Raw genomic sequence first — 24,309 nt, 5'->3', positions numbered from 1 at the left:
CTTTGCTTGGGTGGCTTTTTCGTTTCCTCATTAAGGAATTATTTTCTAGCATATAGAAAAATGCTTTGATCCACAATGGAATCAAAGCATCTTAAAGAGTTCTCCGTACATAAGCGCAGAAGCTGCGGTTCCTCTGTACTTGGCTTCTTCTCTTTTGATAAAGCGAGCCAAGTTGATCAATTCAGGTGCTGGGTGTTTGGGATTGATGAGCAATTCACGATTGACAAGTCCTGAGAGACGAACTGCTAATAATTGCTCATTTGTAGCAGGCAGTTTTTTAGCAGTCTCTAGGAGAGCAGCAACTAAATCTTCACTCAAATCATGGCGAGCATGATTGTAAAGATCTTTTATAAGGTTTTCTAGATTTGCTTCTGCCATCCGGCACCTCCCTTATGTTTAATAATGTTTAATCAAATCAACCGTTGAACGATCCAATTTTTTCACCAAGGCTTGCAAGAAAGCTTGGGCTTCTAGGAAGTCATCCATCGCATAGAGGGTTTGGTGAGAATGGATATAACGAGCGCAGACACCGATAGTTGTGGATGGGACACCACCATTTTTCAGATGAGCCGCTCCAGCGTCTGTTCCGCCTTTTCCACAGTAGTATTGGTACTTGATGCCAGCTTCTTCAGCCGTTGTCAAAAGGAAATCTTTCATCCCTGGGAGAAGCAAGTGACCTGGATCGTAGAAACGAATCAAGGTTCCATCTCCAATCTTGCCTTGACCACCGTAGACATCACCTGCTGGCGAGCAGTCAACTGCCAGAAAAACTTCTGGGTCAAACTTAGTTGTAGAAGTATGGGCACCACGCAGACCAACTTCTTCTTGGACGTTAGAGCCAAGATAGAGTTCATTTCCCAGTTTTTGACCTGACAAGGCTTCTGCTAGCTCACTAACCATAAGAACACCGTAGCGGTTGTCCCAAGCTTTTGAGATGATATTTTTTTCATTGGCTGTCAAGATAGCAGAACTATCTGGGACAATAGTGTCACCCGGACGGATGCCAAATCTTTCTGCCTCTGCCTTGTCCGCAAACCCACCATCAAAAACGATATCGGCAATGGCTGGCATGCTTGGTCCACCTGTTCCACGTGTCAAATGTGGCGGAACAGAACCTGAGATCACAGGAATTTCACGACCGTCACGCGTAAAAAGTTTAAAGCGTTGACTGCTGACCACCATAGGGTTCCAACCACCGATTTCAACGACACGGAAGGTACCGTCTGGCTTAATCTCGCTGACCATAAAACCAACTTCATCCATGTGAGAAGCGACCAAAACACGCGGTGCATCCGCAGCTTCTGAATGCTTGATCCCAAAAATACCACCCAAGCCATCTGTCACCACTTCATCCACGTGCGGTGTCAATTTTTCACGAAGATAAGCACGGACAGGTGCTTCATGACCTGAGATCGCAGCAAGTTCTGTTACTTCTTTGATTTTTGAAAATAATGTTGTCATTTCAGTTCCTTCTTTCTTTCATCCATTTTACCACTTTTTATAGGAGAAGGATAGTGGGAAGGTGGATTTCTAAAGTAGTGTCTTAGTCTTACTGTATCTTAGAAAAAAATCGTATTCGCTTGCTTGTGTGGTAAAATCTAAGAAATATTCCAAGATTAACCAAAATCTTAATTTCCAAACAAAAAATAATCCATCACTATATTCGTTCAGTTTTTCATGAAAATTACAGAAAATAGTTGACTTTCCCTTCTTCTTTCTTTAAAATAGTACAAAACTAGGAGAAGGAAAAAATCATGACAAAAACAATTCTTGTTACAGGTGGAGCTGGGTACATTGGCTCACATACCGTTAAAGCTCTTTTAAATGCTGGTTACCAAGTGCATGTCCTCGATAATCTCTCTACAGGAAATCATTCGGCTGTGGATAGTCGTGCTAGCTTTAAACAACTAGATGTTTATGATGCTAGTACTCTAAAAGCTTACTTGGAAGAAAATAAGATTGATGCTGTTCTGCATTGCGCAGGTGAAATTGTCGTGAGCGAAAGTATTGAAAATCCAAGTAAATACTTCACTGCCAATGTTGCTGGTATGAACCACTTTCTCAAAGTCCTATCTGAAGTTGGCATTCAAAAATTTATGTTCTCTTCAACCGCTTCTCTCTATGGTAATAACTGTATTGACAAGCCAGCGACTGAAGATACTCTGCTCGACCCTGTCAACCCTTATGCAGAGACAAAACTGATGGGCGAACGAATGATTTACTGGATGGCCAATCGCTACGACTGGAAATATGTCATTTTCCGTTACTTTAATGTAGCTGGGGCTGAAATGGATGCTTCAAACGGTCTGCGAGTGAAAAATCCAACTCATATCATTCCCAACATCAACAAGACCGCATTGGGACAAAATGATAGCCTAAAAATATTTGGAGATGACTACGATACACGTGACGGTTCATGTATTCGGGATTACATTCATGTCTTGGACCTTGCACAGGCCCATGTTAAAGGAATGAACTACCTCTTTCAAGAAGACAGTTCTTCTCAAATCTTTAACCTAGGAACTGAAAAAGGATATACCGTCAAAGAAATCTTTAAAACTGCTGAAGAATTACTGAATCAAAAAATACCACACGAAATTGTTGCTCGCCGTGCTGGTGACCCAGCTAGCGTCCTAGCAGACGCATCAAAAGCTAAAAAATATCTTGATTGGAAGGCTAGCTACTCCCTCGAAGATATTATTTTATCAGATTATCGTTGGCGTGTTAAAGAAGGCAAAAACATTTTAGAATAGGAAAACAGAGGAGAAGGTCCTGGTACTCTCTCCTTGTTTTATTTATTAAATTGTCAGAAAATTTATTGACAGATTAAATAAATCATGTTACAGTAATATCCGCAGGTATCTTTCGGTACCAAATCTATTTGAAAGGACGGGGTATGAAACTTTCTCATTATTTAATTGGCTTACTTCTAGTCCTGGTCTTTCTCTCTATTAGCATTGGAACCAGTGATTTTTCATGGGGAAAGCTTTTTGCTCTGGATCATGAAACTTGGCTCCTCTTTCAAGAGTCACGCCTTCCAAGAACGATTAGTATTCTCCTAACTGCCTCTAGTATGAGTATGGCAGGGCTCCTCATGCAAACCATCACCCAAAATCAGTTTGCTGCTCCGAGTACAGTTGGGACCACTGAAGCCGCTAAACTAGGAATGGTATTGAGCCTCTTTGTCTTTCCGTCGGCTAGTCTGACCCAAAAGATGCTCTTCGCTTTTATTTCATCCATCGTATTCACCCTCTTCTTCCTAGCCTTTATGACCATTTTTACTGTAAAGGAAAGATGGATGTTGCCTCTTATTGGGATCATCTATAGCGGGATTATCGGTTCTGTGACAGAAGTTATCGCCTACCGTTTCAATCTGGTTCAGAGTATGACTGCCTGGACCCAGGGCTCCTTCTCCATGATTCAGACTCATCAGTATGAATGGCTCTTTTTAGGTCTCATTATCCTGATAGCCGTTTGGAAATTATCCCAAACTTTTACCATCATGAATCTAGGAAAAGAAACTAGCGAAAGTTTGGGGATTTCCTACTCCCTACTTGAAAAACTGGCCCTCTTTCTGGTGGCGCTAACGACTAGTGTCACCATGATTACCGTGGGTGGCTTGCCATTTCTCGGGGTCATCGTTCCCAATCTTGTTCGCAAGCGTTATGGAGATAATTTGAGTCAAACCAAACTCATGGTCGCACTGGTCGGTGCCAATCTGGTCCTAGCCTGCGACATCCTCTCTCGAGTCTTGATTCGACCCTATGAGCTATCTGTCAGTCTCTTGCTAGGAATCATCGGTAGCCTCATCTTTATCCTACTTCTCTGGAGAGGGGGACGAAAAGATGCAGTTTAAAAGCAAACATACCAAACTCTTCTGCCTTCTCATTATTCTGGCCATCGGAGCTTGTCTCCTCTATTTTTGGCCCATCACCCACCTGTCTGCCTTTGCTTGGAAGTTGCGTTCCCAAAAGATTATCGTTTATCTCTTGGTAGCTATCGCAACTGGGATTTCGACCATTAGTTTTCAAACCCTGACGGAAAATCGTTTCCTGACTCCTAGTATTTTAGGAATCGAATCCTTCTACGTCCTACTACAAACCCTACTACTGGTTTTTGAAAGCAAGTTTCTTCAACTTGGCAAGTCCCCTATCTTAGAATTCCTAGTCTTACTTCTTGTCCAATCCCTCTTCTTTCTCGCCTTACAAGGCTACTTGAAGACACTGATGAAACAAGATCTGGTCTTTATCCTGCTGATTTGTCTAGCCCTCGGAAGTCTCTTTCGAAATATCAGTACCTTCCTTCAGGTCTTGATGGATCCAAACGAATACGATAAACTGCAAAACAGTCTTTTTGCCTCCTTTCAACATCTCAACACTTCCATCCTAGCCATCGGTTCTCTGATTATCCTTGCTTTGACCATCTTTTTCTTTCGGAAAGCAGTCATTCTGGATGTCTTGCACCTACAAAGAGAAACGGCTCAGATATTGGGACTCGATGTTGAAAAAGAACAGAAAGAACTCCTCTGGGGCATCGTGCTTTTGACCTCAACGGCCACTGCCTTGGTAGGGCCTATGGCCTTCTTCGGCTTTATGCTGGCTAACCTCACCTACCTGATTGTCAAAGACTATCGGCACAAGTTACTCTTTATCGTAGCCATTCTGGTTGGATTTATTAGCTTAACCTTGGGGCAGGCCCTGATTGAACGAGTCTTTGCACTGGAAATTCGCATCAGCATGATCATCGAGAGCGTAGGTGGTCTCTTATTCTTTATCTTACTATACAGGAGGGCGCGTCAGTGAAACTGGAAAACATTGACAAATCCATTCAAAAACAGGATATTTTGCAAGGCATTTCGCTTGAAGTCAGTCCTCAGAAACTGACAGCCTTCATTGGTCCAAATGGTGCTGGAAAATCAACTCTCCTCTCCATCATGAGCAGACTGAGCAAGAAAGATCAGGGAATTCTCAGTATCAAAGGCCGTGAAATCGAGAGCTGGAATTCGCAAGAACTGGCTCAAGAACTGACTATCCTAAAGCAGAAAATCAATTACCAAGCCAAATTGACTGTTGAAGAACTGGTTAGTTTTGGACGTTTTCCCTATAGTCGAGGTCGACTGAGACCAGAAGATTGGGAAAAAATCCGAGAAACTATGGACTATTTAGAACTGACCAACTTAAAAGACCGCTACATCGATAGCCTGTCTGGAGGCCAGCTCCAGCGGGTCTTTATCGCTATGGTACTGGCCCAGGATACAGACTTTATCTTGCTGGACGAACCACTCAACAATCTCGACATCAAACAAAGCGTCAGTATGATGCAGATTCTTCGGAGACTGGTGGAAGAACTCGGCAAGACCATTATCATCGTCCTCCACGATATCAACATGGCCAGTCAGTATGCAGATGAAATTGTCGCCTTCAAGGACGGTCAAGTCTTTAGCAAGGGAAGAACAGATCAAATCATGCAGGCTGACCTGCTCAGTCAACTCTATGAGATTCCCATCACGCTAGCTGATATCAATGGCAAAAAGATCTGTATCTATAGCTAGTAACATAGAAACTCAAGTTAGAGAACCTTCAGTCTCTTAGTCAATAAAACCTAGAGACTCCCTACATCGTTATCATATTTTAAAAAGGAGAAATCATGAAAACATCCCTTAAATTTTATCTCACTGCCCTAGCGGCCAGCTTCTTGCTCCTACTTGGTGCATGTAGTACAAACTCAAGCACTAGTAAGACGGAGTCAAGTAGCTCTGCTCCAACAGAGGTAACCATTAAAAGTTCACTAGGTGTAGTCACACTTTCAAAAGTCCCTGAAAAGATTGTGACCTTTGACCTCGGTGCTGCGGATACTATTCGCGCTTTAGGTTTTGAAAAGAATATCGTCGGAATGCCTACAAAAACTGTTCCGACTTATCTTAAAGACCTAGCTGGAAAAGTTAAAAATGTTGGTTCTATGGTTGAGCCAGACCTAGAAGCCCTTGCTGCTCTTGAACCAGACCTAATTATCGCTTCACCACGTACCCAAAAATTCGTAGATAAGTTCAACGAAATCGCTCCGACTGTTCTCTTCCAAGCAGGCAAAGATGACTACTGGACTTCTACCAAGGCAAATATCGAATCCTTAGCAAGTGCCTTCGGTGAAACAGGCACACAGAAAGCCAAGGAAGAATTGGCCAAGCTAGACAAGAGCATACAAGAAGTCGCTACTAAAAATGAAAGCTCTGACAAAAAAGCCCTTGCCATCCTCCTCAACGAAGGAAAAATGGCAGCCTTTGGTGCCCAATCTCGTTTCTCTTTCTTGTACCAAACCTTGAAATTCAAACCAACTGATACAAAATTTGAAGATTCTCGCCACGGACAAGAAGTCAGCTTTGAAAGTGTCAAAGAAATCAATCCTGACATTCTCTTTGTCATCAACCGTACCCTTGCCATCGGTGGGGACAACTCAAGCAACGACGGCGTCCTAGAAAATGCCCTCATCGCTGAAACACCTGCCGCTAAAAACGGTAAGATTATCCAACTGACACCAGATCTCTGGTATCTAAGCGGAGGCGGACTTGAATCAACAAAACTCATGATTGAAGACGCACAAAAAGCCTTGAAATAAGCTACTTTAAACTCAATCACATCTTTACATGATAAAACGCATCCTATCAAGCTCACTCAAACCTGATAGGATGCGTTTTTATCATTTTGAAATCTGTTTGTCCAACCTCATTCCCCTTCTTGATTCCGCTTGAGTAAAAAGTGGTCTGGGACGGGGTCCTTACCTGTTTTCGACCAGGGATGGCAACGTAAAATCCGAGCCAAGCCCATCAAGACACCCTTGAAGCCATGTTTTTCAATAGCCTCAATCATGTAGTTGGAACAAGTCGGCTCAAAGCGACAAGAGGGTGGAAAGGCTGGGGAGATAAAACGTTGGTAAAAGCGCACAGGCGCTATTAAAATTCGTTTCATTATTTCTTGGTTACAGCCATGGTGTGTAGTTGGCTGATTTCTTTTTTATTAAGACGACGGGATTCTCCTGGACGAAGACCTGTCAAGTCTAGATGTCCGAAACGAGTCCGTGATAACTTGTCCACTTGAAGACCGACAGCTTCAAACATCTTTTTAACCTGGTGGTTACGCCCTTCATGGATGGTCAACTGCACCACAGAGCGGTTTTTAACTGGGTCCACTTTGAGAATCTCATAGACAGCTGGTTTGGTTTTCTTGCCATCAATCTCAAGTCCACGGGTCAAGGGACGAAGATTGTCCTTATTGGCCACACCTTTAACACGCGCGACATAAACCTTGTCAATCTCATTACGAGGGTGAATCATTTCATCTGTAAAATCCCCGTCATTGGTCAAAATCAAAACACCGGATGTATCCCAGTCCAAACGTCCCACAGGGTAGATACGCTCTTTGACATTGGGCAAGAGGTCGACAACCGTCTTGCGGCCCTTGTCATCTGTCACACTGGAAATGACACCGCGTGGTTTGTTAAGCAGATAGTAGACCTTTTCTTCGTTGTAGATAGGTTGCCCTTCAACTTCGACCTTGTCGCCTGACTTGATAGTGATTGCTAGTTCACGTACCACTTGGCCGTTAACCGTCACCAAGCCTTGCTTGATCAGCTCTTCTGCTTTTCTCCTACTGGCCACACCTGCGTGGGCAATATACTTATTGATTCTCATCTTCTTCTATCCTTTCACCAAATAATTGGCTTTCTTGGGCTTGAATCTCAAGCTCATCAATCACTGGTAATTCTTCTAAATGGTTTATCCCCATGTAATCCAGGAAATAATTCGTTGTCGCATAGAGGTTGGGGCGCCCCAACACTTCTTTTTTTCCGTCTTCTCGTATCAAGTCAAAGGCCTGCAACTTTGCCAAGGCCCCACTCGAATTGACCCCACGGATGGCATCAATCTCTATCCGCGTAATCGGCTGCTTATAGGCAATGATGGACAAGGTCTCAAGGGCAGCCCGAGATAAACTCTGGTTGATAGGCGTCTTAGAGTATTCCTTCAAAATCTCTGCAAATTGAGGCTTGGTCACCAATCTATAAGCGCCCCCTGTCTCAATCAGGGCCAAACTGGAATCTGGGTCCTTTTCATACTTCTGGACTAATTTTTCTAAACTCTGTTGGATGCCTGTCGGTGGCAGAGAGAGGAGTTCAGCTAACTGGCGGACTCTAATCCCATCTTCACCCGCTACAAACAAGAGCGCTTCTATTTTTGCTAAAGTACTCATCTTTCCTCTCTATCAAGTTTAGCTTTGTTCCACTTGACTTTCTTCCTTCTTTTCCATGAGATAGATATCTCCGAAACTCTCTTCTTGCACAAGTATCAGCTCCTGGGTTTTGATTAACTCTAGGGTTGCCAAAAAGAGGGTGATGACCTCTTGGAGATTCTGGGCTTCCTTAAACAAATCCTGCAAGCGCAATTGATCTCGTCCAGTCAAGGACTCTTTTACGATGACCATCATGTCCTCAATCTTATACTCATCCCGCAGGATAGTCGTGTGATTCTGTGCAAACTCCTCTTTTTTCTTGGTTAGGATATTTGAAAAAGCCAAAAAGAGGTCAATGGTCGTCTTGTCATGAACAAGCTCCGCATCTTCGTAAATCAACTCTGTCGGCGCTTTGGAATAGTACTGGGCCCGATCTTGGTGCTTGGCTTCCAAATGCTCCCCCAAGAGCTTAAACTTACGGTATTCTTCGATTTGAGAGAGAAGATCCTGCTCTAGATCGTCCTCCAAGTCGGTCACTTCTGCTACCTTTGGAAGGAGTTTGCGGCTCTTAATCAGCATGAGCTGACTAGCCATAACCATATACTCACCCGTCACTTCCAGACGCATAGCCTGCAGGGTTGAGACATAGGCTAGATACTGTTCGATGACTTCCGTAATAGGCACATCGTAGATATCCATCTGGTACTTAGAAACAAGGTGCAAGAGCAAGTCCAGGGGCCCTTCAAAATCTTTTAATTTAATATCCATTATCTATATTTTTCTAAGGTCAGGACTGTTTTTAATCCTAATTTTTTTGCAATTTCGTACAAATCGACCTTGTTTTCTATTTGTCTTAGAATAAACTGTTCCCGCAAGACTTGAGCGGATAAGGTTGAGAAACCTTTCTCCTTGACAAAGGACTCCAACTGACGAAAGGCCCACTGACGAGAATAGGCCTTTCCTCCCCTTTCAAAGAGGTAGGTCTGGCCCATCAAGGGTTCCAATTCTAAAAGCAAGGTCGTGGGAATAGTGACAATCCTCTGTTGGGAAGCCTTCTTGATTCGCAACACCTGAAAATCCAGATTGATATACGCAACCTTAAGAGCTAAAATCTCACTCGGCAAGAGCCCCATTTCTAGGATAAGAAGAGCCAGTAAACGCCCCTCTGGATAATTACTTTCCTGCCAAAAAGAGTCTAGGTTTAACAGTTCTGGTTTTGAGGTCTTCTTTTCAGCTTGTTTGGCTAATTCCAAGCGGTAAAACCTATCCACTTCTCCTTTTTGATAGAGAAAGTAGAGAAATTGGTTACAGGCCGAAATCTTTCGCTTCTGGGCGCTGATTTTTAGATTGGCTAGCTGGGCTTGGTAAATTTTGAGACTGGTCTCAGAAATCCGCTCGCCTACAATGTCTAAAAATTGCTCTAGATCATACTTATAAGACTGCTTGGAATTTGCAGACAGACCCTGCTTTTCCTCTAAAAAGGCTGAAATCCTGTCTCTCATTTGCATCGAATCTCATATTCCTTACTAAAGTCATGCAAGAGGGCATTGACTGCCTTGAGGATGGACTTACGCGTGATGATTCCTTGGAAAATACCAGACGCATCCACAACCGGCAAGAATGACTCATCTACCAGCTTGTGCAAGACCTCCGTAATGGTAAAATCAGGCGAGACGACCGCTACGTCCGTTCTCGTCATATGAACGATATCCGTATCTGCCATGATTTCTTGACTCAAATCATGCTCCATCTGATAAGCCATAATATCTCTGAGCCCAATCGTCCCAACAAACTGTTTTTCATCTGTCACAACGGGAACACGGGTATAGGTCATCTGACTGAGCAAGAGGGTTGCATGATCCGCATTGTGAGTATCAATCAACACGGCTAGATTTTCAGCAGGGGTCAAAAAAGTTTCCTCCTGCCCCAACAAGAAAGTCTCAAACTCCTTGGCAATCATCGGCTAAACTCCTTGGACAAGCCCGGATACACCTCATGGTCTCGTGTCAAAAAGTCCACTTTAAAATAACTATCATCAATCTCCACACGAGCATAGAGACATTCTCTGATGGTCCCACGTGGTTGACTGATGGAACCTGGATTTAGAAAGAGGGTCTTGCCTTCCATCCAAGCATTTGGCACATGCAAGTGACCATAGAGACAGATATCGGCCTCTTCTTCCTGAGCCCAGTAGTCCAACTTTTGAAAATTGAAATTAATGTCAAACAAGTGACCATGAGTTTGGATAATCTTGGTCGAACCAAGCTCAGTCACCAGACGTTCTGGATAGCCTGCGTAGAAGTCCATGTTCCCTTTAACAACGCGGATGCCCTCCCAAAGGGGAGAATCCGGACGCAGTTCAGAATCGCCATTATGAAAAACGGCATCAACTTTGCCTACATAGCGATCACGGATTTCTTCCACAATCAAGCTATCGCCATGGGAATCGCTCATTACAATGATGGTTTGCTTTGCCATGATGGAAATACCTCCAAAAGTTTCTTAACGGCTAAGGCACGGTGAGATTGACTATTTTTTTCTTCAAGGGTTAATTCAGCTGATGATTTGCCTGTCTCTCCTACAAGGAAGAGAGGATCATAGCCGAAGCCATTTTCACCCTTAGGTTCAAAGTTAATGTAGCCAGGCCAGTCTGCTTCAACAACCAAGCTTTCCTTGTTTGGGCTGGCTACGACTAGGGTTGTATGGAATTGAGCCGAGCGGTCCTTGAGTTCAAAGACCATGGCCAATTCGTGCAAGAGTTTGGCATTGTTTTCACGGTCAGTAGCTCCCACTCCTGCGAAACGAGCTGACCAGACACCTGGCAAGCCACCAAGGACATCGACTTTGAGACCAGAGTCATCTGCCAAAACCATCTTGCCCGTTAATTGAGAAATAGTTTCTGCCTTGAGACGGGCATTTTCTTCGAAGGTCATGCCTGTTTCTGCTACTTCAGGCAGGTCAGGATAGTCATTAAGATTTTCCACATCGTAGCCTAACTTATCAAAGATAGCTCGGAACTCTTTGGTCTTGCCTTCGTTACGAGTCGCAATCAATAAGGTTTCTCTGACCTTGCTTGTCTCAAAGAAATCATGAACATTGACCCCTTCTTTAGGCAATGCTACATGCAGGAGTTGCCCATTTTCAATCAAGAGAAAAGCTCCCTGACGTTGGATGACTTCCAGATTTCGTCCCATTTCTTGGTTGAGGATATCTACCACAAAAGACAATAAACGGTAGAGAGAACCATAGCGTAAAACAATCACAGAAATAGGAAAACCTTGTTCCTCATCTCGAAATCTTTGGGCAAACTCAAATAGAGGAAAATCCAAGTCATCACCAGTCAAAGTCCGGACACCACCAAAAATACCATAGGACCCGACATACCAGTCCTGTTCATCCTTGTATTCATAAATTTTATTTGTCATAATTCTACATGCTCCACATGAATCTCTTTTTCCAGCCATTCTTCACCAATTTGTGCAAAACTTTGGCTGCTGGCTGTTGTGTAAAAACGGTGATGGAGTGGTCCAGCATCGCGACCACGATTGATTTCAAAATAATTAAGTAAGACTGAGATATCTCGTACGCACTCTGCCCCACTATCGATAAGTTGAACCTTGGGCCCCATAACATTTTGAATAATAGGTCTGAGAAGTGGATAATGGGTACAGCCCAAAATCAGGCTATCCACCTTTCCAACCAAGGGACGCAGGGTTTCATAGACCACTTTCTTGGTGACACTGGTTGACAAAGCACCAGACTCCACCAAGGGAGCAAACTTGGGACAGGCCAAACTCTCCACCTGTAAGTCCGGATCCAGATCGTTGATTTTCTGACGATAGATGTCAGATTGTACTGTCATGGGCGTTCCAATGACTCCGATTTTCCCACCTTGACTGGACTTGATAGCTGCCGAAGCTCCTGGCAAAATCACACCCAAGACAGGAATATCTAGTTGAGCCTTAATTTCTTCCCAGACGACCGCAGTCGCAGTATTACAAGCAATGACAATCATTTTGACATCCTTGGTCAAGAGAAAGTTGACCAACTGCCAAGTATATTCACGAATTTGCTCAGCAGGACGGGGTCCGTAAGGCGCCCGTGCCGAATCTCCAATATAGACGATTTCTTCATGGGGAAGCTGGCGCATGAGCTCGCGCACAACGGTCAAGCCCCCGACACCCGAATCCAAAAAACCAATTGGTCGATTATCCATACAGTCTTCTTTCTAGTCTTTTTTCTGATTGATAGTTCATTATGATTATTGATCCTTATGAACTGAATGACATCCTAATCAACAACTATCTCTCTTAATCATAATCAAATATCAATAGAATGCAAGGAAAAAGTCGCATTCCTAAACCATAACCAACATAGTGAGAAGTCTGGAACTTTCATCCCAGACTTTTCCTTATTTATTTTTTCTTTTTATTGTTAGCAAGGGCTGCCTTTTGTTGGCGGATGATTTGGTGGTAAACTTGTTGTACCTTAGCTTCGCTTGGTTTTTGACCATTTGCACTCAAAAGAGTACGAACTGCTTCAGCATTCAAACGTGGGTTGTCAGCGAATTCTTTTTCAATTTGCTTACGAACCAAGTACATCCCTCCAAGAGCTCCTCCTAGAAAAGCTAGCACAATCAATACAATTGCTAATAGTAAATCCATCATTTTTCTCCTGTTTCTTTTTGAGTCTCTTTCATTATACCACAAACTAGCCACCCTGACTAGTTTGTTTTACGCTTTCAGGGAGGGAATAGACAGCAAAAAGAACCCTGCTTTTCTGCAAAAGAGAGCTCCTTACTGAGTTTAATTTACATGGATAGCCAGTGTTTGATAAGGTTTGAGTAGAATTTTTTCAGACACTTCTGCATCTTCATAGTTTGAAATCAAAATTCGTCCATTTTGGTAGGCTACTGATAAGTCGATTTCCACTTCTGTGGCATAAAAATTATTGAGCACTAGTAACTTTTGATCCTCATGCTGGCGTTCAAAAGCGTAGACTTGCTGACTGTCTTCAAAAGCTGGTTTGTAACTTCCTTCTGAGATGATAGGCATTTCTTTACGAAGTCGAATCAAGTCTTGGTAGAAGGTGAAAATCGGGCCTTGGATTTCATTTTCTACATTGATGTGAGGGGAGGATTTTCCTGCCTTGAGCCAAGGTGTCCCTACTGTAAATCCTGCATTTTCCGAAGCATCCCACTGCATGGGAATTCGTGAATTATCACGCGACTTAGCCTGAATAATCTGGAAGGCTTCTTCCTGACTCTTCCCTTCTTCTAAGAGCATCTGATAGGCATTGATGGACTCGACATCCACATAGTCAGCCATGGAATCATAGTCTGGGTCAACCATTCCGATTTCCTCGCCCATATAAATATAAGGTGTTCCACGTGACAGGTGAATGCTGGCTGCTAGCATGGTAGCCCCTTCCTTGCGAAAGTTCTGAATATCGACAAAACGGTTTAAAGCGCGTGGTTGGTCGTGATTGTTCCAGAAGAGAGCGCTCCACCCATCTTTATCACTCATCTCCTTGCACCAGCTATGATAAAGACTTTTCAACTCTTCAAAATCAAAGGGAGCCAAGGTCCACTTTTGCCCATCTTTGTAGTCCACCTTGAGGTGATGAAAATTAAATGTCATGGATAATTCCTGACGGTCAGGCGATGAATAGAGGACACAATTTTCCATAGTTGTAGAAGACATTTCCCCAACTGTCATAAAGCTATCGTCTGCTCCAAAAGTGGCTTGATTCATCATACGCAAATAGTCATGAACGATGGGCTTGTCTGTGTAAGCTGGCTTTCCTTCATTTTCAGGACAATCCACTAAGACCTCGTCCTTGCCAATCAAATTGATCACATCAAATCGGAAACCTTTGACACCCTTATCGCGCCAAAAATTAACAACCTTGAAAAGCTCCTTACGGACATTGGGATTGCGCCAGTTAAGATCAGCCTGGGTCTCATCAAAGAGGTGAAGGTAGTATTTCCCTGTATTCCCAAAGGGCGCCCATGCAGAGCCACCAAACTTAGACTGCCAGTCTGTTGGTTGGTCTTGGATGAAGAAAAAGTCTTGATAATACTTGTCACCAGCTAGGGCTTTCTGAAACCATTCATGCTCTGTCGAACAATGATTGAGTACCATGTCCAGCATAAAGTCAATCTTGTGCTCTTGACCGACACGCACCATTTCCTCAAAATCAGCCATATCACCAAAAAGAGGATCAACTGCCATATAATCTGAAATATCGTAACCATTATCCCGTTGAGGGCTTGGATAGAATGGATTGAGCCAGACCATATCCACGCCCAACTTGGCTAGATAGGGGATTTTTTCGATAATTCCACGTAAGTCCCCAATACCATTGCCAGTGGTGTCTTTGTAAGATTTTGGATAGATTTGATAGACTACTTTTCCTTTATCAAGTGTCATCTGTTTCTCCTTTTCTGATAAAAGGGAGGAAGCAGTCTTCCTTCCCTATTTGTGCTATTTTGATTAGATTCGTGTTGCGACCATGAGAGCTTCTCCAGCTTGGATTGTTGTCGGATAAGTTCCAGTGATGGTCGCTGTATAAGCATCTTGGTTGGTGATGATAACAGGAGTTTCTGTTACCAGGCCTGCGGCCTTAATGACATCCATATCAAAACGAATCAGTTTCTGACCAACTGTGACATGGTCTCCTTGGGCTACAAAACTTTCAAAACCTTTGCCATCCAGACCTACTGTATCCATACCGATGTGAATGAGCAATTCCACCCCCTCGTCAGAGACAATACCGATGGCATGCTTGGTAGGGAAAAGAACCGTAACTGTCCCATTGACTGGAGAAGTCAACTCACCTTGACTTGGTTCAATGACCAGACCTTGCCCCATGACACCTGAAGCAAAGACTGGATCAGTTGCTTGACTTAGTTCTTTTACTTGTCCTTCAAGTGGGCTAACAATTTCTACTGGAGTATGTTCTACTGGTTCATGGCTCACAAATTCTGCTTCTTCTTGTGCAACGAATTCTGCCTGCAAGTCTGTATCATCCTCAGTTTTTGTAAAGAAACCAGCCTTGCGGAAGAAGAAAGTCAAGAGCATTGGAACAAGAATAGCGACTAGCATAGTTCCTGCAAATGGCAGCATGTATTGAGGTTGAATAGAGAGGATACCTGGCAAACCACCGATACCAATAGAAGCCGCAGTCACATTAAAAGTAACGGATAACATGCCTGCAAGGGCTGAACCAGTCATTCCAGCTACAAATGGATAAATATATTTTACATTAACCCCAAAGAGGGCTGGTTCTGTGACACCGAGATAGGCTGAAATAGTGGCAGGAAGTGAAACCTGAGCCTCACGCTCATCATGACGGTGCATGAAATAGTAAGCAAATACGGCCGAACCTTGGGCAATATTAGAAAGAGCAATCATAGGCCAGAGGGCAGTTCCACCAGCATCTGCAATCAATTGTGTATCAATAGCATTGGTCATATGGTGCAGACCTGTAATGACAAATGGAGCGTAGAGGGCACCAAAAATTGCACCGAAGAGCCATTTAACAGGACCAGTTAATCCTGCCAAGACAACTGATGAAAGTCCTTGCCCGATTGTCCAACCGATTGGTCCCAAAACAGTATGAGCCAAAATCAAGGCTGGAATTAAAGACAAGAAAGGTACAAAAATCATAGAAATCACTTCTGGGATATGCTTGCGCCAGAAAATTTCAAGATAAGACAGACTCAAACCTGCAAGCAAGGCTGGGATAACTTGGGCTTGGTAACCGATACGATTAACAGTAAAATAGCCAAAATTCCAAACCCAGTTTGCTGCAATTTCTGATGCAGGTGTCGAAGCAACCGCATAGGCATTAAGCAACTGAGGAGAAACCAAACAGATTCCGAGCACAATTCCTAAAATCTGGCTGGTTCCCATCTTACGAGATACAGACCAAGTAATCCCTACTGGTAAGAACTGGAAGATAGCTTCACCAGGCAACCAGAGGAAGTGATTGACACCTGCCCAAAACTGAGAGGTTTCTGTGATGGTCTTACCATCCAACATAGACCAATGGACACCTTCCAAGACATTACGAAAACCGAGGATCAATCCACCAACAATCAAGGCTGGAATAATCGGAGTAAAGATTTCCGCCAGAGTGGTCATGACACGTTGGACCACGTTTTGATTACTCTTAGCTGCTGACTTGGCTGCTTCTTTAGAAACACCCTCAATGCCTGAAACAGCTGTAAAATCATTATAAAAGATGGGCACATCATTCCCAATAATCACCTGAAATTGACCTGCATTGGTAAAGGTTCCTTTAACAGCTGGAATTGACTCGATAGCCTTAACATTAGCCTTTTTATCATCTCCTAAAACAAACCGCATCCGTGTCGCACAGTGGGTTACGGCAGTCACATTTTCTTTGCCTCCAATTGCTTGAAGCAAATCTTTGGCTTCTTGTTCAAATTTTCCCATTTGATTCTCCTTATACTTGTCAAAGCAAGTTTGATTTGATAAGTATATTGTAAACGATACCAAACTTGTATGCAACTTGTTTGGCATAAAAAGAGAATTTTTTTGTCATTTTTCTGGGACTTGTATGGTAAAATAGATACAGGTGTTCATTAAACTAGACTAAAAAGCCATTTAAGGAAGCAAAATGAAGAAATACCAACGATTATTTAAGCAAATCCAAGAAACCATTCAAAACGAGACTTACGCTGTCGGAGAGTTCCTTCCTAGTGAGCACGACCTTATGAACCAGTATCAGGTAAGCCGTGATACCGTCCGAAAAGCCCTGTCTCTCCTCCAAGAGGAAGGATTGATCAAAAAGATAAGAGGGCAAGGTTCTCAAGTCGTCAAAGAAGAAACTGTCAATTTCCCTGTATCCAACCTAACCAGCTACCAAGAACTAGTTCAAGAACTTGGACTGCGCTCTAAAACCAACGTGGTCAGTCTGGACAAAATTATTATTGATAAAAAATCCTCACTAATAACTGGCTTCCCAGAATTTCGTATGGTTTGGAAGGTGGTTCGCCAGCGTGTGGTGGATGATCTGGTATCCGTTCTGGATACGGACTATCTGGATATGGAACTAATCCCAAATATCACTCGGCAAATTGCTGAGCAGTCCATCTATTCTTATATAGAGGACGACCTCAAACTCCTTATTGATTATGCTCAAAAGGAAATAACCATTGACCACTCAAATGACCGAGACAAGATTCTCATGGACATTGGCAAAGACCCTTATGTCGTTTCGATTAAATCAAAAGTCTATCTTCAAGACGGACGCCAGTTTCAGTTTACTGAAAGTCGGCATAAATTAGAAAAATTCAGATTTGTAGATTTTGCAAAGCGTAAGAAATAAAAGACTGAGACACCAGATCTCAGCCTTTTTCTTTATCCCAAAACTAATTCATCACTGACCAGACTTTGACCACTATTTTTCTGGAAGAGATGCATGAGATCTTCAACCGTCAGATGCTTTTTCTCTTCTCCTTTGACATCTACCACTATCTTGCCTTGATAGAGCATAATGAGACGATTTCCGTACTCAATCGCATGGTTCATATCGTGGGTAATCATCAAAGTCGTCAACTGATGGTGTTCCACAATCTTTTGCGTCAAATCCATCACCATTTGACTAGTTTTCGGGTCAAGTGCCGCAGTATGTTCATCCAAAAGCAAAAGTTTGGGTTTCACCAGAGCTGCCATGACTAGGGTCAAGGCCTGTCTTTGTCCTCCTGAGAGGTATTGAGTATCCACTTTCAAGCGGTTTTCAAGACCAATATTCAACTCCTTCAAGGCCTCTTGGAACTGGATTCTATCCTTCTCCTTCACGCCCCAACCAAGACCTCTCTTCTGCCCGCGTCTCAAGGCAATAGCCATATTCTCCTCAATCGTCAAACGAGAAGCTGTTCCCATCTTAGGATCTTGAAAAACACGGGCGATATCCTTGGCTCTCTTTCTGACACTCAGATTTTTAATGGATTTGCCTGCCAATAAAAGGTCCCCTTCATCCACAGATAGATTGCCAGCCAAGATATTCATCAAAGTGGATTTCCCTGCTCCATTTCCACCGATTACAGAGATAAAATCTCCCTCTTCAACCTCTAAATCTAACCCTTTGAGGACATGGTTCTCATTGACCGTCCCTGTTTCAAATGTTTTGTGAATATTTTCAAGTGTTAACAAACTTGCCATAACTTTCTCCTCCTATTCATTTCTCAATTTCAGACCACGAATCTTTAATCTCTTTTGCAATTCTGGCGCAAATAAAACTAAGGCGAGCAAGATTGCATTAAAGAGACGAACCAAGTTTTGATCTAGATTTGGAATTTCATAGATATTTAAAATAATCAAACGGTATACAATAGCACCGATTCCTATGGATAATAAGCGGCCTCCAATGGTCAAGTCGTGTATCAAGACTTCCGCAATAATCACTGCACTCAAACCAACAACGATAGTTCCTGTCCCAGAAGTTACATCCGAAAATCCATCATTTTGGGCAAACAAGGAACCACATAGGGCAATCAAACCGTTTGAAATCATGTAACCAACAATCTTCATGGTGTCTACATTGACCCCATTGGCCTCACTCATAGGAATATTGTCCCCAGTCGAACGCAAGACCAAGCCAATCTCTGTTTTCATCAAAAGAGTCAAGACCAAACAAACAAGTAAGAGACAAGCTAAACTGAGTGAGAAAACAGCTCCTTCATTTGACAGCCCCAAGCTCGCCAATTGTTTAAAGACAGTCGAAGAATCTCCCAAGGAAAGATTAGGCACGCTTCCCATGATTTTAATATTGATGGAATAGAGCCCTGTCAAGGTCACAATCCCTGTCAAGAGAGCTGGGATTTTCATCTTGGTGTGAAGCATTCCTGATACAAGACCTGCTACCATACCTGCCAGCAAAGCAAGTAAGGTCGCAATCCAAGGATTTGTCCCTGCCTGTATCTGAGATACAACGACTGCTGCCCCCAGAGGAAAGGCTCCTTCAGCAGTCATATCTGCAATATCCAAAATACGGAAAGTCAAGTAGACCCCAATAGCCATAATCGACCATAGCAAACCTTCTGATAAACTAGATAATACAAAATTCATCTCAAACCTCCTTATTCCTTGCTTTCTAACTTACTAATATCAATTCCCAATGCATCTGCCATTTCTTTATTGGTATGCAATTCCAGTTTTTCAGGCAACTCAACTGCTATATTTTCTGGCTTCTCACCTTTTAAGACACGAATCAACATGCGAGCTGTCTGTCTTCCTAATTCTTCATAATTGGTTCCGTAGTTATACAAGCCACCAACAGCAATCATTTCTGTTGAACCACCGAATACTGGAACCTTGTGTTTAATAGAAACCTGCTTAACTGTTTCCATGGTTGACGAAATGATATTATCCGTTGGGACAAAAACCATATCCACCTCTGCCATCAAACTCTCTGCTGCCGCCTTGACGTTGTTACTGTCCAAGATTGTTTTTTCAACAACGGTAAAGCCTTTTTCTTCCAGAAGACGCTTAGCTTCATCCTTTTGGACAACTGAGTTTGGCTCGCTCTGAGTATAAAGAATTCCAATTGTTTTAGCTTTTGGCAACACTTTCTTTATCAAATTGATTTGGGTTGAAATGGCATCTGATGACTGGTCACTTGTCCCAGTCACATTGCCCCCAGGATGCTCTCTTGACTCAACCAACTTGGAACTGACAGGATCTGTTACCGCTGAAAAGATAACAGGTGTCGTTTGTGTTGTATTGGCCAAGCTCTGAGCAGAAGGCGTTGCAATAGCTAGAACAACATCACTAGATTCTGCTAGTTGCTGGGAAATCGTTTTAAGATTTCGTTGTTCTCCCTGTGCATTTTGCAAATCAATCTCGATATTTTTCCCTTCAACATAGCCTTGCTTGGCCAGCTCATCCACAAAGCCTTCTCTGGTAGCGTCTAGAGACTGGTGGGTAATAAATTGTGAAATACCGATACGAAATACATCTTTTTTCTTATCTGCCTTCAACTGATGCAAACTGATCAGAGAGGTCAAGAGGATCCCCACTACCAAGAGGGGGGCTAGTAATTTTCGAACAACTTTCATAATGAAACTCCTTCTCAGAAAAGATAAAACAAAAAACCGCCTAGATACTATCTAAACGGATGCTTGAAATAATCTAACAAGTTACAACTTAGCTAGTCCATTTAGATATTCATCTATATGGACCACAATCAAAAATCTTAGCCACATAGATACAAACAAATTGCTTGAACTGTTTGCATCCATGGTGACATGTCTACAAACACTATCTAAAGTAGCTAAAGTAAAAGTTTTGATTCATCGTTACAGCTTGTCTCTTATTCATTTCTTTTTCTGCTTTCTTTTTTGATGTTTCCTATCTTACCACCTTTTTCATCACCTGTCAAGAATATTTCAGAATTTTTTAAAATTTTTCGAAAATTCTTTCATAATTCTTTTAGGATAATTTCAAAGATTTGCCCATTAGACAAAATAGAACGATTTGAAGACTTTTATGGTATTCAGTTGTACTAGAGTTTTTTAAAAGTGTTTTGATGGCTTGTATTTCTTCTTTGGTTGATTTCATATCACTATTATATAATGCGTTTTGATTTTAGTATAGTATTAAACTGACTCTTGGCAGTCGGACAAAAAATCGACAGTTATTTTATACTGTTTAAAACCAATAGTCAATACGACAATCTCTTTACTTTTCGGTTATCAACTCTGTAGATTGCTAACATATCCAAAATAAGCCAAGTATCCCGAGGATAGGCAGCAGAAATGAATTATTTATACTCTGGATACCACTTAAAATCACGAACTGCTTTGGCCATATCTGTTTCCTTAGCGCGTGCAAGACCTTGCTCTTGTGCTTTTTTAGCGACTGCTTCTGCTACTTTAATAGAAACATCTGCTACATACTTGAATGGTGGCAAGACAGGAGCTCCTGGTTGGCCTGGATTGACAATACCACTCAATGAATGCGCCGCTGCTCCAATCATTTCATCAGTCAAAAGACTTGCTTCAGAAGCCAGCATACCTAGACCAAGACCTGGGTAAATCAGGGCATTATTTGCTTGACCAATCACATAGTCTACACCTTTATAAGAAACCGTATCAGCAGGAATTCCTGTTGCGACAAAAGCTTTGCCATCTGACCATTCAATCAAATCTTTGGCACTAGCTTCTGCCAATTTAGTTGGATTTGACAAAGGGAAGATCATTGGACGTTCTGTGTTTTCACACATAGCTTCTACTATTTCTTTAGTGAAGGTATTAGGCTGAGTTGAAGTTCCTACAAGAATAGTTGGCTTCACAGTCTTCACTACTTCAAGCAGGTCAGTCAACTTATCTGCGTTACTAAAGTCAGCACGTTTCTTAGCAAATGGTTTTTGCTCTGGTGTCAAGTCATCCATGTCATCAAAGAGAAGACCTTGTTTATCAACCATAAAGAAACGTTTATAAGCTTCTTCTTCAGAAAGACCTTCACTTACCATTTCACGAAGAACACGAGAGGCAATTCCTGCACCCGCAGTACCACCACCATAGCAGAGATAAACTTGATCTGTTAATTTTTCACCACTAATATCCAGCGAACCAAAGATACCACCCAAGGTAACGATTCCTGTACCTTGAATATCATCATTAAAGGTCGGAATTTGTTTCCGGTATTTTTCAAGAATATTGGCAGCATTCAAGCGGCCGAAGTCTTCCCAGTGAAGGTAGAGTTTAGGAAAGAGACGTTCTGCTGTTTGAACAAATTGGTCAATGAAGTCGTAGTAACGATCTCCGCGGACCCGTTCGTGACGATTTCCTAAGTAATTAGGATTGTTACGAAGTTCTTCACGGTTAGTCCCTGCATCAATGACTAAAGGAAGGACCATCGAAGGATCGATTCCAGCAGCACCTGTATAGACCATCAATTTCCCAACAGAAATATCGACACCATTTGTTCCCCAGTCGCCAATTCCAAGGATTCCTTCTGCATCTGTTACAACAATGAGACGAATCTCGCGATCCCCGGCAGCGTTTTTCAAAGTAGCTTCAATATTTTCAGGATGATTAATATCAAGATATCCCGCATATTGGGGATCTACAAAAAGATCACTATAGCCTTCAATCGTATCTGCAATGGTTGGATCATATACAATTGGATTGAATTCTCCCAAATGTTGAGAAAAGAGGTAATAGAAAAGAGTCCTGTTGGTATTAAAAATTTCCATTAGGAAAAGACGTTTTTCCAAATCATTGGCTTTTGTTTGCATTTGTGCATAAGTTTGCGCCGCTTGTTCTTCAATCGTTTGAACATACGGTGGCAGTAAACCAATAAGGCCTAGTTCCTTTCGCTCCTCTAAGGTAAAGGCAGTACCTTTATTGAGGAAAGGATTGTTTAAAATATCATGTGCAGTCATAGTGCAAGCTCCTTTTTACTTATATTATACCACATGAAACGAATTGTTCGTAAAACGTTGTTGTTTAAATAATACAATTGTATACGCATATGTTATAAATTTCTGAACTCATCAAACTCTCGATGATCTCTCTTTACTAAAAGTTTCGAGTAAAATAAACCAATCATACAAATTGACAATCCTAATTAAAATAAATATCATCTAGGTATCTTATGTAATACTTTGTATTTTTTAAGGTGTTTTTTTGTCATATAAAACTTGTATTCTATTTATATGACAACTAAAAACTATTTACAACAATATATTTCCCAAAAAGTGAAATATTTTCGAACACAGAATAAAATGAGCCAGGAAGAACTTTCGGAACAAGCAGGACTCGGGCTTAAGTATATCAATCAACTTGAAAACCAAAATGTGAGTCTGACCATTCACAGTCTTGAAACAGTGATTGACGCCCTAGAAATGACCCCAGAGGAATTTTTCAATTTTGATAGTCTTGAATCAACCTCTGATAAGAGTGACAATCTTTCACTCAAAAGAATCAACATGAAGATTAAACAGCTCCCTATTGATAAACGAGAAAAAATGTTGATCATTTTTGAGAGTATCTTAGATAATCTTTGAGATCCCTGACTCACTTACATTTTAACTGGTGAATACTCGTATAGTCAAATTGTAGGATACGGATAAAAATTATTTATCTGCTGTTTTCCACTTATTTTCCTTCTCCAACTAATGAAAGTGAACCCATATGAATTTAAAAGATCTACAATATTTTTATGACCTCTGCCAGCTTCAATCCTATACGGAAGTAGCAAAACAACATAAAGTCAGCCAACCATCTATTTCTTATGCTATCAAGCGCTTAGAGGAATACTTTAACTGCAAATTGATTCACCATGACCCCTCGCATCGTTCCTTCAAGCTAACTCCTCAAGGACAAATCCTTCTAAAGCATACAGAACTGATTTTACCTGAGGTCATTTCTACTCGCAAAGAAATTAATCGCTCCTTGGCACAATACTCTACTGTAGGATTCCCTCCTATTATCATTCAATATCTCTTTGCTGCCTTAAACGAAAAAGATAAATTCGATTTTTTAAAAAAGATACGCCCTATCCGCGGTGGCTCCGTGGAGTTATTAAACCTTCTCATCAAAGGAGACCTTGATGCAAGCCTACTCGGTTTGATTGAACCTCTCAACTATCCTTCAATAGAGTCACACGAGCTATTTCATAAAGAACTGTATGTCGTTTTATCTAAGAACCATCCTTTTGCCACTGTTCCTTCCCTCGCTTTTGAAGAATTAGTAGATCAATCCTTTATACTCTTAGACGAACACTTTGTTCACCTGAAAAGCTTTTGAAATGCTTAATCAAAAGCATCAAAACAAGGCAGAAATATTCTTTAAGACGGATGATATTGTCATTCTTAAAGAACTTTTAAAGAAAGGGATTGGCCTTAGTTTACTAGCTGATATCGCACTTTCTGATGAAGATGATGATTTAATAAAAATCCCTCTTATACCGAAGGATAAGATAACTTTTACAGTTTATTACGCTTACCTTAAATCAGCTATACCGTCATCAGAAATAGAAGCCTTATTTAAACTCCTTAAATCATATGAATAGAAAAACTCTAACTATCAATGAACTGATAGCTAGAGTTTTTT

General features: G+C 41.9%; 25 protein-coding genes and 2 pseudogenes. 8 read left to right on the top strand and 19 right to left on the bottom strand.

The genetic code is table 11. The features are described 5' to 3' along the window. Positions 1-81 precede the first annotated feature (81 nt). Together K1I71_RS03235 and pepA are read right to left on the bottom strand one after the other, a co-directional pair. On the bottom strand, positions 82-378 hold the full coding sequence (locus K1I71_RS03235; RefSeq protein WP_223330213.1) for a bacteriocin immunity family protein: 297 nt from the start codon (positions 376-378) through the stop codon (positions 82-84). An 18-nt stretch (positions 379-396) separates the two neighbouring features. Further along, positions 397-1,461, bottom strand: a complete 1,065-nt coding sequence (gene pepA, locus K1I71_RS03230) for a glutamyl aminopeptidase (RefSeq protein ID WP_223330212.1) — start codon at positions 1,459-1,461, stop codon at positions 397-399. A 293-nt stretch (positions 1,462-1,754) separates the two neighbouring features. Here pepA and galE point away from each other — a divergent pair, with 293 nt between their 5' ends. From galE to K1I71_RS03205, 5 genes are all read left to right on the top strand, one after another. Next, positions 1,755-2,753 carry a UDP-glucose 4-epimerase GalE gene (galE, locus tag K1I71_RS03225; protein WP_223330211.1) on the top strand — a complete coding sequence of 333 codons (999 nt, stop codon included), beginning with the start codon at positions 1,755-1,757 and terminating at the stop codon, positions 2,751-2,753. A 143-nt stretch (positions 2,754-2,896) separates the two neighbouring features. Further along, positions 2,897-3,856 carry an ABC transporter permease gene (locus tag K1I71_RS03220; RefSeq protein ID WP_223330210.1) on the top strand — a complete coding sequence of 320 codons (960 nt, stop codon included), beginning with the start codon at positions 2,897-2,899 and terminating at the stop codon, positions 3,854-3,856. Next, positions 3,846-4,802 (top strand): iron chelate uptake ABC transporter family permease subunit, encoded by a 957-nt coding sequence (locus K1I71_RS03215; protein WP_223330209.1) that lies wholly within the window; start codon positions 3,846-3,848, stop codon positions 4,800-4,802. Before K1I71_RS03220 ends, K1I71_RS03215 begins: the two co-directional genes overlap by 11 nt. After that, positions 4,799-5,551: an iron ABC transporter ATP-binding protein gene (locus tag K1I71_RS03210; RefSeq protein ID WP_223330208.1), complete on the top strand. Its 753-nt coding sequence runs from the start codon at positions 4,799-4,801 to the stop codon at positions 5,549-5,551. The genes K1I71_RS03215 and K1I71_RS03210 overlap by 4 nt, the downstream gene beginning before the upstream one ends. A gap of 95 nt (positions 5,552-5,646) precedes the next feature. Continuing rightward, on the top strand, positions 5,647-6,612 hold the full coding sequence (locus K1I71_RS03205) for a siderophore ABC transporter substrate-binding protein (RefSeq protein WP_223330207.1): 966 nt from the start codon (positions 5,647-5,649) through the stop codon (positions 6,610-6,612). Positions 6,613-6,719: 107 nt separating this feature from the next. Here the strand turns inward: K1I71_RS03205 and yidD are convergent, their stop codons facing one another. The 12 genes from yidD to treP form a co-directional block, all read right to left on the bottom strand. Beyond that, positions 6,720-6,962 (bottom strand): membrane protein insertion efficiency factor YidD, encoded by a 243-nt coding sequence (gene yidD, locus K1I71_RS03200; RefSeq protein WP_223330206.1) that lies wholly within the window; start codon positions 6,960-6,962, stop codon positions 6,720-6,722. After that, entirely contained in the window at positions 6,962-7,684 is a 723-nt protein-coding gene (locus K1I71_RS03195) for a pseudouridine synthase (protein ID WP_084374598.1), read from the bottom strand. The genes yidD and K1I71_RS03195 overlap by 1 nt, the downstream gene beginning before the upstream one ends. Continuing rightward, positions 7,671-8,240, bottom strand: coding sequence for an SMC-Scp complex subunit ScpB (gene scpB, locus K1I71_RS03190; RefSeq protein ID WP_223330205.1), 570 nt, complete (start codon positions 8,238-8,240; stop codon positions 7,671-7,673). The genes K1I71_RS03195 and scpB overlap by 14 nt, the downstream gene beginning before the upstream one ends. 18 nt (positions 8,241-8,258) lie before the next feature. Next, positions 8,259-8,987 (bottom strand): segregation/condensation protein A, encoded by a 729-nt coding sequence (locus tag K1I71_RS03185; protein WP_223330204.1) that lies wholly within the window; start codon positions 8,985-8,987, stop codon positions 8,259-8,261. After that, on the bottom strand, positions 8,987-9,721 hold the full coding sequence (gene xerD, locus K1I71_RS03180) for a site-specific tyrosine recombinase XerD (RefSeq protein ID WP_317628049.1): 735 nt from the start codon (positions 9,719-9,721) through the stop codon (positions 8,987-8,989). Before xerD ends, K1I71_RS03185 begins: the two co-directional genes overlap by 1 nt. Further along, on the bottom strand, positions 9,718-10,179 hold the full coding sequence (gene cbpB, locus K1I71_RS03175; RefSeq protein ID WP_004260968.1) for a cyclic-di-AMP-binding protein CbpB: 462 nt from the start codon (positions 10,177-10,179) through the stop codon (positions 9,718-9,720). The genes xerD and cbpB overlap by 4 nt, the downstream gene beginning before the upstream one ends. Continuing rightward, a complete protein-coding gene (locus K1I71_RS03170) occupies positions 10,176-10,697 on the bottom strand; it encodes a metallophosphoesterase (RefSeq protein ID WP_020902175.1) in 522 nt (173 codons plus the stop codon). The genes cbpB and K1I71_RS03170 overlap by 4 nt, the downstream gene beginning before the upstream one ends. Then, entirely contained in the window at positions 10,673-11,644 is a 972-nt protein-coding gene (locus K1I71_RS03165) for a nucleoside-triphosphate diphosphatase (RefSeq protein ID WP_223330202.1), read from the bottom strand. Before K1I71_RS03165 ends, K1I71_RS03170 begins: the two co-directional genes overlap by 25 nt. Further along, a complete protein-coding gene (gene racE / locus K1I71_RS03160; protein WP_033684754.1) occupies positions 11,641-12,435 on the bottom strand; it encodes a glutamate racemase in 795 nt (264 codons plus the stop codon). Before racE ends, K1I71_RS03165 begins: the two co-directional genes overlap by 4 nt. A 199-nt stretch (positions 12,436-12,634) precedes the next feature. Then, positions 12,635-12,883, bottom strand: a complete 249-nt coding sequence (locus tag K1I71_RS03155; RefSeq protein ID WP_000364990.1) for a YneF family protein — start codon at positions 12,881-12,883, stop codon at positions 12,635-12,637. Positions 12,884-13,024: 141 nt separating this feature from the next. After that, positions 13,025-14,650 (bottom strand): alpha,alpha-phosphotrehalase, encoded by a 1,626-nt coding sequence (gene treC / locus K1I71_RS03150; RefSeq protein WP_223330201.1) that lies wholly within the window; start codon positions 14,648-14,650, stop codon positions 13,025-13,027. Between the two features lie 63 nt (positions 14,651-14,713). Beyond that, on the bottom strand, positions 14,714-16,681 hold the full coding sequence (gene treP / locus K1I71_RS03145) for a PTS system trehalose-specific EIIBC component (RefSeq protein ID WP_223330200.1): 1,968 nt from the start codon (positions 16,679-16,681) through the stop codon (positions 14,714-14,716). A gap of 184 nt (positions 16,682-16,865) precedes the next feature. Here treP and treR point away from each other — a divergent pair, with 184 nt between their 5' ends. Next, positions 16,866-17,576, top strand: a complete 711-nt coding sequence (gene treR, locus K1I71_RS03140; protein ID WP_119942367.1) for a trehalose operon repressor — start codon at positions 16,866-16,868, stop codon at positions 17,574-17,576. A 32-nt stretch (positions 17,577-17,608) separates the two neighbouring features. Here treR and K1I71_RS03135 read toward each other — a convergent pair whose 3' ends face one another. The 5 genes and pseudogenes from K1I71_RS03135 to K1I71_RS03115 form a co-directional block, all read right to left on the bottom strand. Next, positions 17,609-18,412: an ABC transporter ATP-binding protein gene (locus K1I71_RS03135; RefSeq protein WP_084887499.1), complete on the bottom strand. Its 804-nt coding sequence runs from the start codon at positions 18,410-18,412 to the stop codon at positions 17,609-17,611. 12 nt (positions 18,413-18,424) lie between these two features. After that, the gene (locus K1I71_RS03130) at positions 18,425-19,318 is read right to left on the bottom strand and encodes an ABC transporter permease (RefSeq protein WP_153210453.1); all 894 of its coding nucleotides are present in this window, start codon (positions 19,316-19,318) and stop codon (positions 18,425-18,427) included. An 11-nt stretch (positions 19,319-19,329) separates the two neighbouring features. Next, positions 19,330-20,307 carry an ABC transporter substrate-binding protein gene (locus K1I71_RS03125; protein WP_223330199.1) on the bottom strand — a complete coding sequence of 326 codons (978 nt, stop codon included), beginning with the start codon at positions 20,305-20,307 and terminating at the stop codon, positions 19,330-19,332. Positions 20,308-20,689: 382 nt separating this feature from the next. After that, positions 20,690-20,809, bottom strand: a pseudogene (locus tag K1I71_RS03120) (IS630 family transposase); the annotation flags it as partial. A gap of 202 nt (positions 20,810-21,011) precedes the next feature. Then, positions 21,012-22,637 carry a malolactic enzyme gene (locus K1I71_RS03115; RefSeq protein ID WP_223330198.1) on the bottom strand — a complete coding sequence of 542 codons (1,626 nt, stop codon included), beginning with the start codon at positions 22,635-22,637 and terminating at the stop codon, positions 21,012-21,014. A 273-nt stretch (positions 22,638-22,910) separates the two neighbouring features. Between K1I71_RS03115 and K1I71_RS03110 the strand changes: the two genes are divergently transcribed. Next, positions 22,911-23,261: a helix-turn-helix domain-containing protein gene (locus K1I71_RS03110; RefSeq protein WP_223330197.1), complete on the top strand. Its 351-nt coding sequence runs from the start codon at positions 22,911-22,913 to the stop codon at positions 23,259-23,261. A gap of 127 nt (positions 23,262-23,388) precedes the next feature. Then, positions 23,389-24,268: pseudogene (locus K1I71_RS03105) on the top strand (LysR family transcriptional regulator). Positions 24,269-24,309 lie beyond the last annotated feature (41 nt).

The organism is Streptococcus mitis (assembly GCF_019929545.1).
Taxonomy (GTDB): Bacteria; Bacillota; Bacilli; order Lactobacillales; family Streptococcaceae; genus Streptococcus; species Streptococcus mitis_BU.
Note: the sequence above shows the minus strand (reverse complement) of the source record. Positions and strands in the feature narration are given on the sequence as shown.

Coding starts and splice junctions, on each gene's coding strand:
- K1I71_RS03235 (WP_223330213.1), bottom strand. CDS start 378: ATGGCAGAAGCAAATCTAGAAAACCTTATAAAAGATCTTTACAATCAT.
- pepA (WP_223330212.1), bottom strand. CDS start 1,461: ATGACAACATTATTTTCAAAAATCAAAGAAGTAACAGAACTTGCTGCG.
- galE (WP_223330211.1), top strand. CDS start 1,755: ATGACAAAAACAATTCTTGTTACAGGTGGAGCTGGGTACATTGGCTCA.
- K1I71_RS03220 (WP_223330210.1), top strand. CDS start 2,897: ATGAAACTTTCTCATTATTTAATTGGCTTACTTCTAGTCCTGGTCTTT.
- K1I71_RS03215 (WP_223330209.1), top strand. CDS start 3,846: ATGCAGTTTAAAAGCAAACATACCAAACTCTTCTGCCTTCTCATTATT.
- K1I71_RS03205 (WP_223330207.1), top strand. CDS start 5,647: ATGAAAACATCCCTTAAATTTTATCTCACTGCCCTAGCGGCCAGCTTC.
- yidD (WP_223330206.1), bottom strand. CDS start 6,962: ATGAAACGAATTTTAATAGCGCCTGTGCGCTTTTACCAACGTTTTATC.
- K1I71_RS03195 (WP_084374598.1), bottom strand. CDS start 7,684: ATGAGAATCAATAAGTATATTGCCCACGCAGGTGTGGCCAGTAGGAGA.
- scpB (WP_223330205.1), bottom strand. CDS start 8,240: ATGAGTACTTTAGCAAAAATAGAAGCGCTCTTGTTTGTAGCGGGTGAA.
- K1I71_RS03185 (WP_223330204.1), bottom strand. CDS start 8,987: ATGGATATTAAATTAAAAGATTTTGAAGGGCCCCTGGACTTGCTCTTG.
- xerD (WP_317628049.1), bottom strand. CDS start 9,721: ATGAGAGACAGGATTTCAGCCTTTTTAGAGGAAAAGCAGGGTCTGTCT.
- cbpB (WP_004260968.1), bottom strand. CDS start 10,179: ATGATTGCCAAGGAGTTTGAGACTTTCTTGTTGGGGCAGGAGGAAACT.
- K1I71_RS03170 (WP_020902175.1), bottom strand. CDS start 10,697: ATGGCAAAGCAAACCATCATTGTAATGAGCGATTCCCATGGCGATAGC.
- K1I71_RS03165 (WP_223330202.1), bottom strand. CDS start 11,644: ATGACAAATAAAATTTATGAATACAAGGATGAACAGGACTGGTATGTC.
- racE (WP_033684754.1), bottom strand. CDS start 12,435: ATGGATAATCGACCAATTGGTTTTTTGGATTCGGGTGTCGGGGGCTTG.
- K1I71_RS03155 (WP_000364990.1), bottom strand. CDS start 12,883: ATGGATTTACTATTAGCAATTGTATTGATTGTGCTAGCTTTTCTAGGA.
- treC (WP_223330201.1), bottom strand. CDS start 14,650: ATGACACTTGATAAAGGAAAAGTAGTCTATCAAATCTATCCAAAATCT.
- treP (WP_223330200.1), bottom strand. CDS start 16,681: ATGGGAAAATTTGAACAAGAAGCCAAAGATTTGCTTCAAGCAATTGGA.
- treR (WP_119942367.1), top strand. CDS start 16,866: ATGAAGAAATACCAACGATTATTTAAGCAAATCCAAGAAACCATTCAA.
- K1I71_RS03135 (WP_084887499.1), bottom strand. CDS start 18,412: ATGGCAAGTTTGTTAACACTTGAAAATATTCACAAAACATTTGAAACA.
- K1I71_RS03130 (WP_153210453.1), bottom strand. CDS start 19,318: ATGAATTTTGTATTATCTAGTTTATCAGAAGGTTTGCTATGGTCGATT.
- K1I71_RS03125 (WP_223330199.1), bottom strand. CDS start 20,307: ATGAAAGTTGTTCGAAAATTACTAGCCCCCCTCTTGGTAGTGGGGATC.
- K1I71_RS03115 (WP_223330198.1), bottom strand. CDS start 22,637: ATGACTGCACATGATATTTTAAACAATCCTTTCCTCAATAAAGGTACT.
- K1I71_RS03110 (WP_223330197.1), top strand. CDS start 22,911: ATGACAACTAAAAACTATTTACAACAATATATTTCCCAAAAAGTGAAA.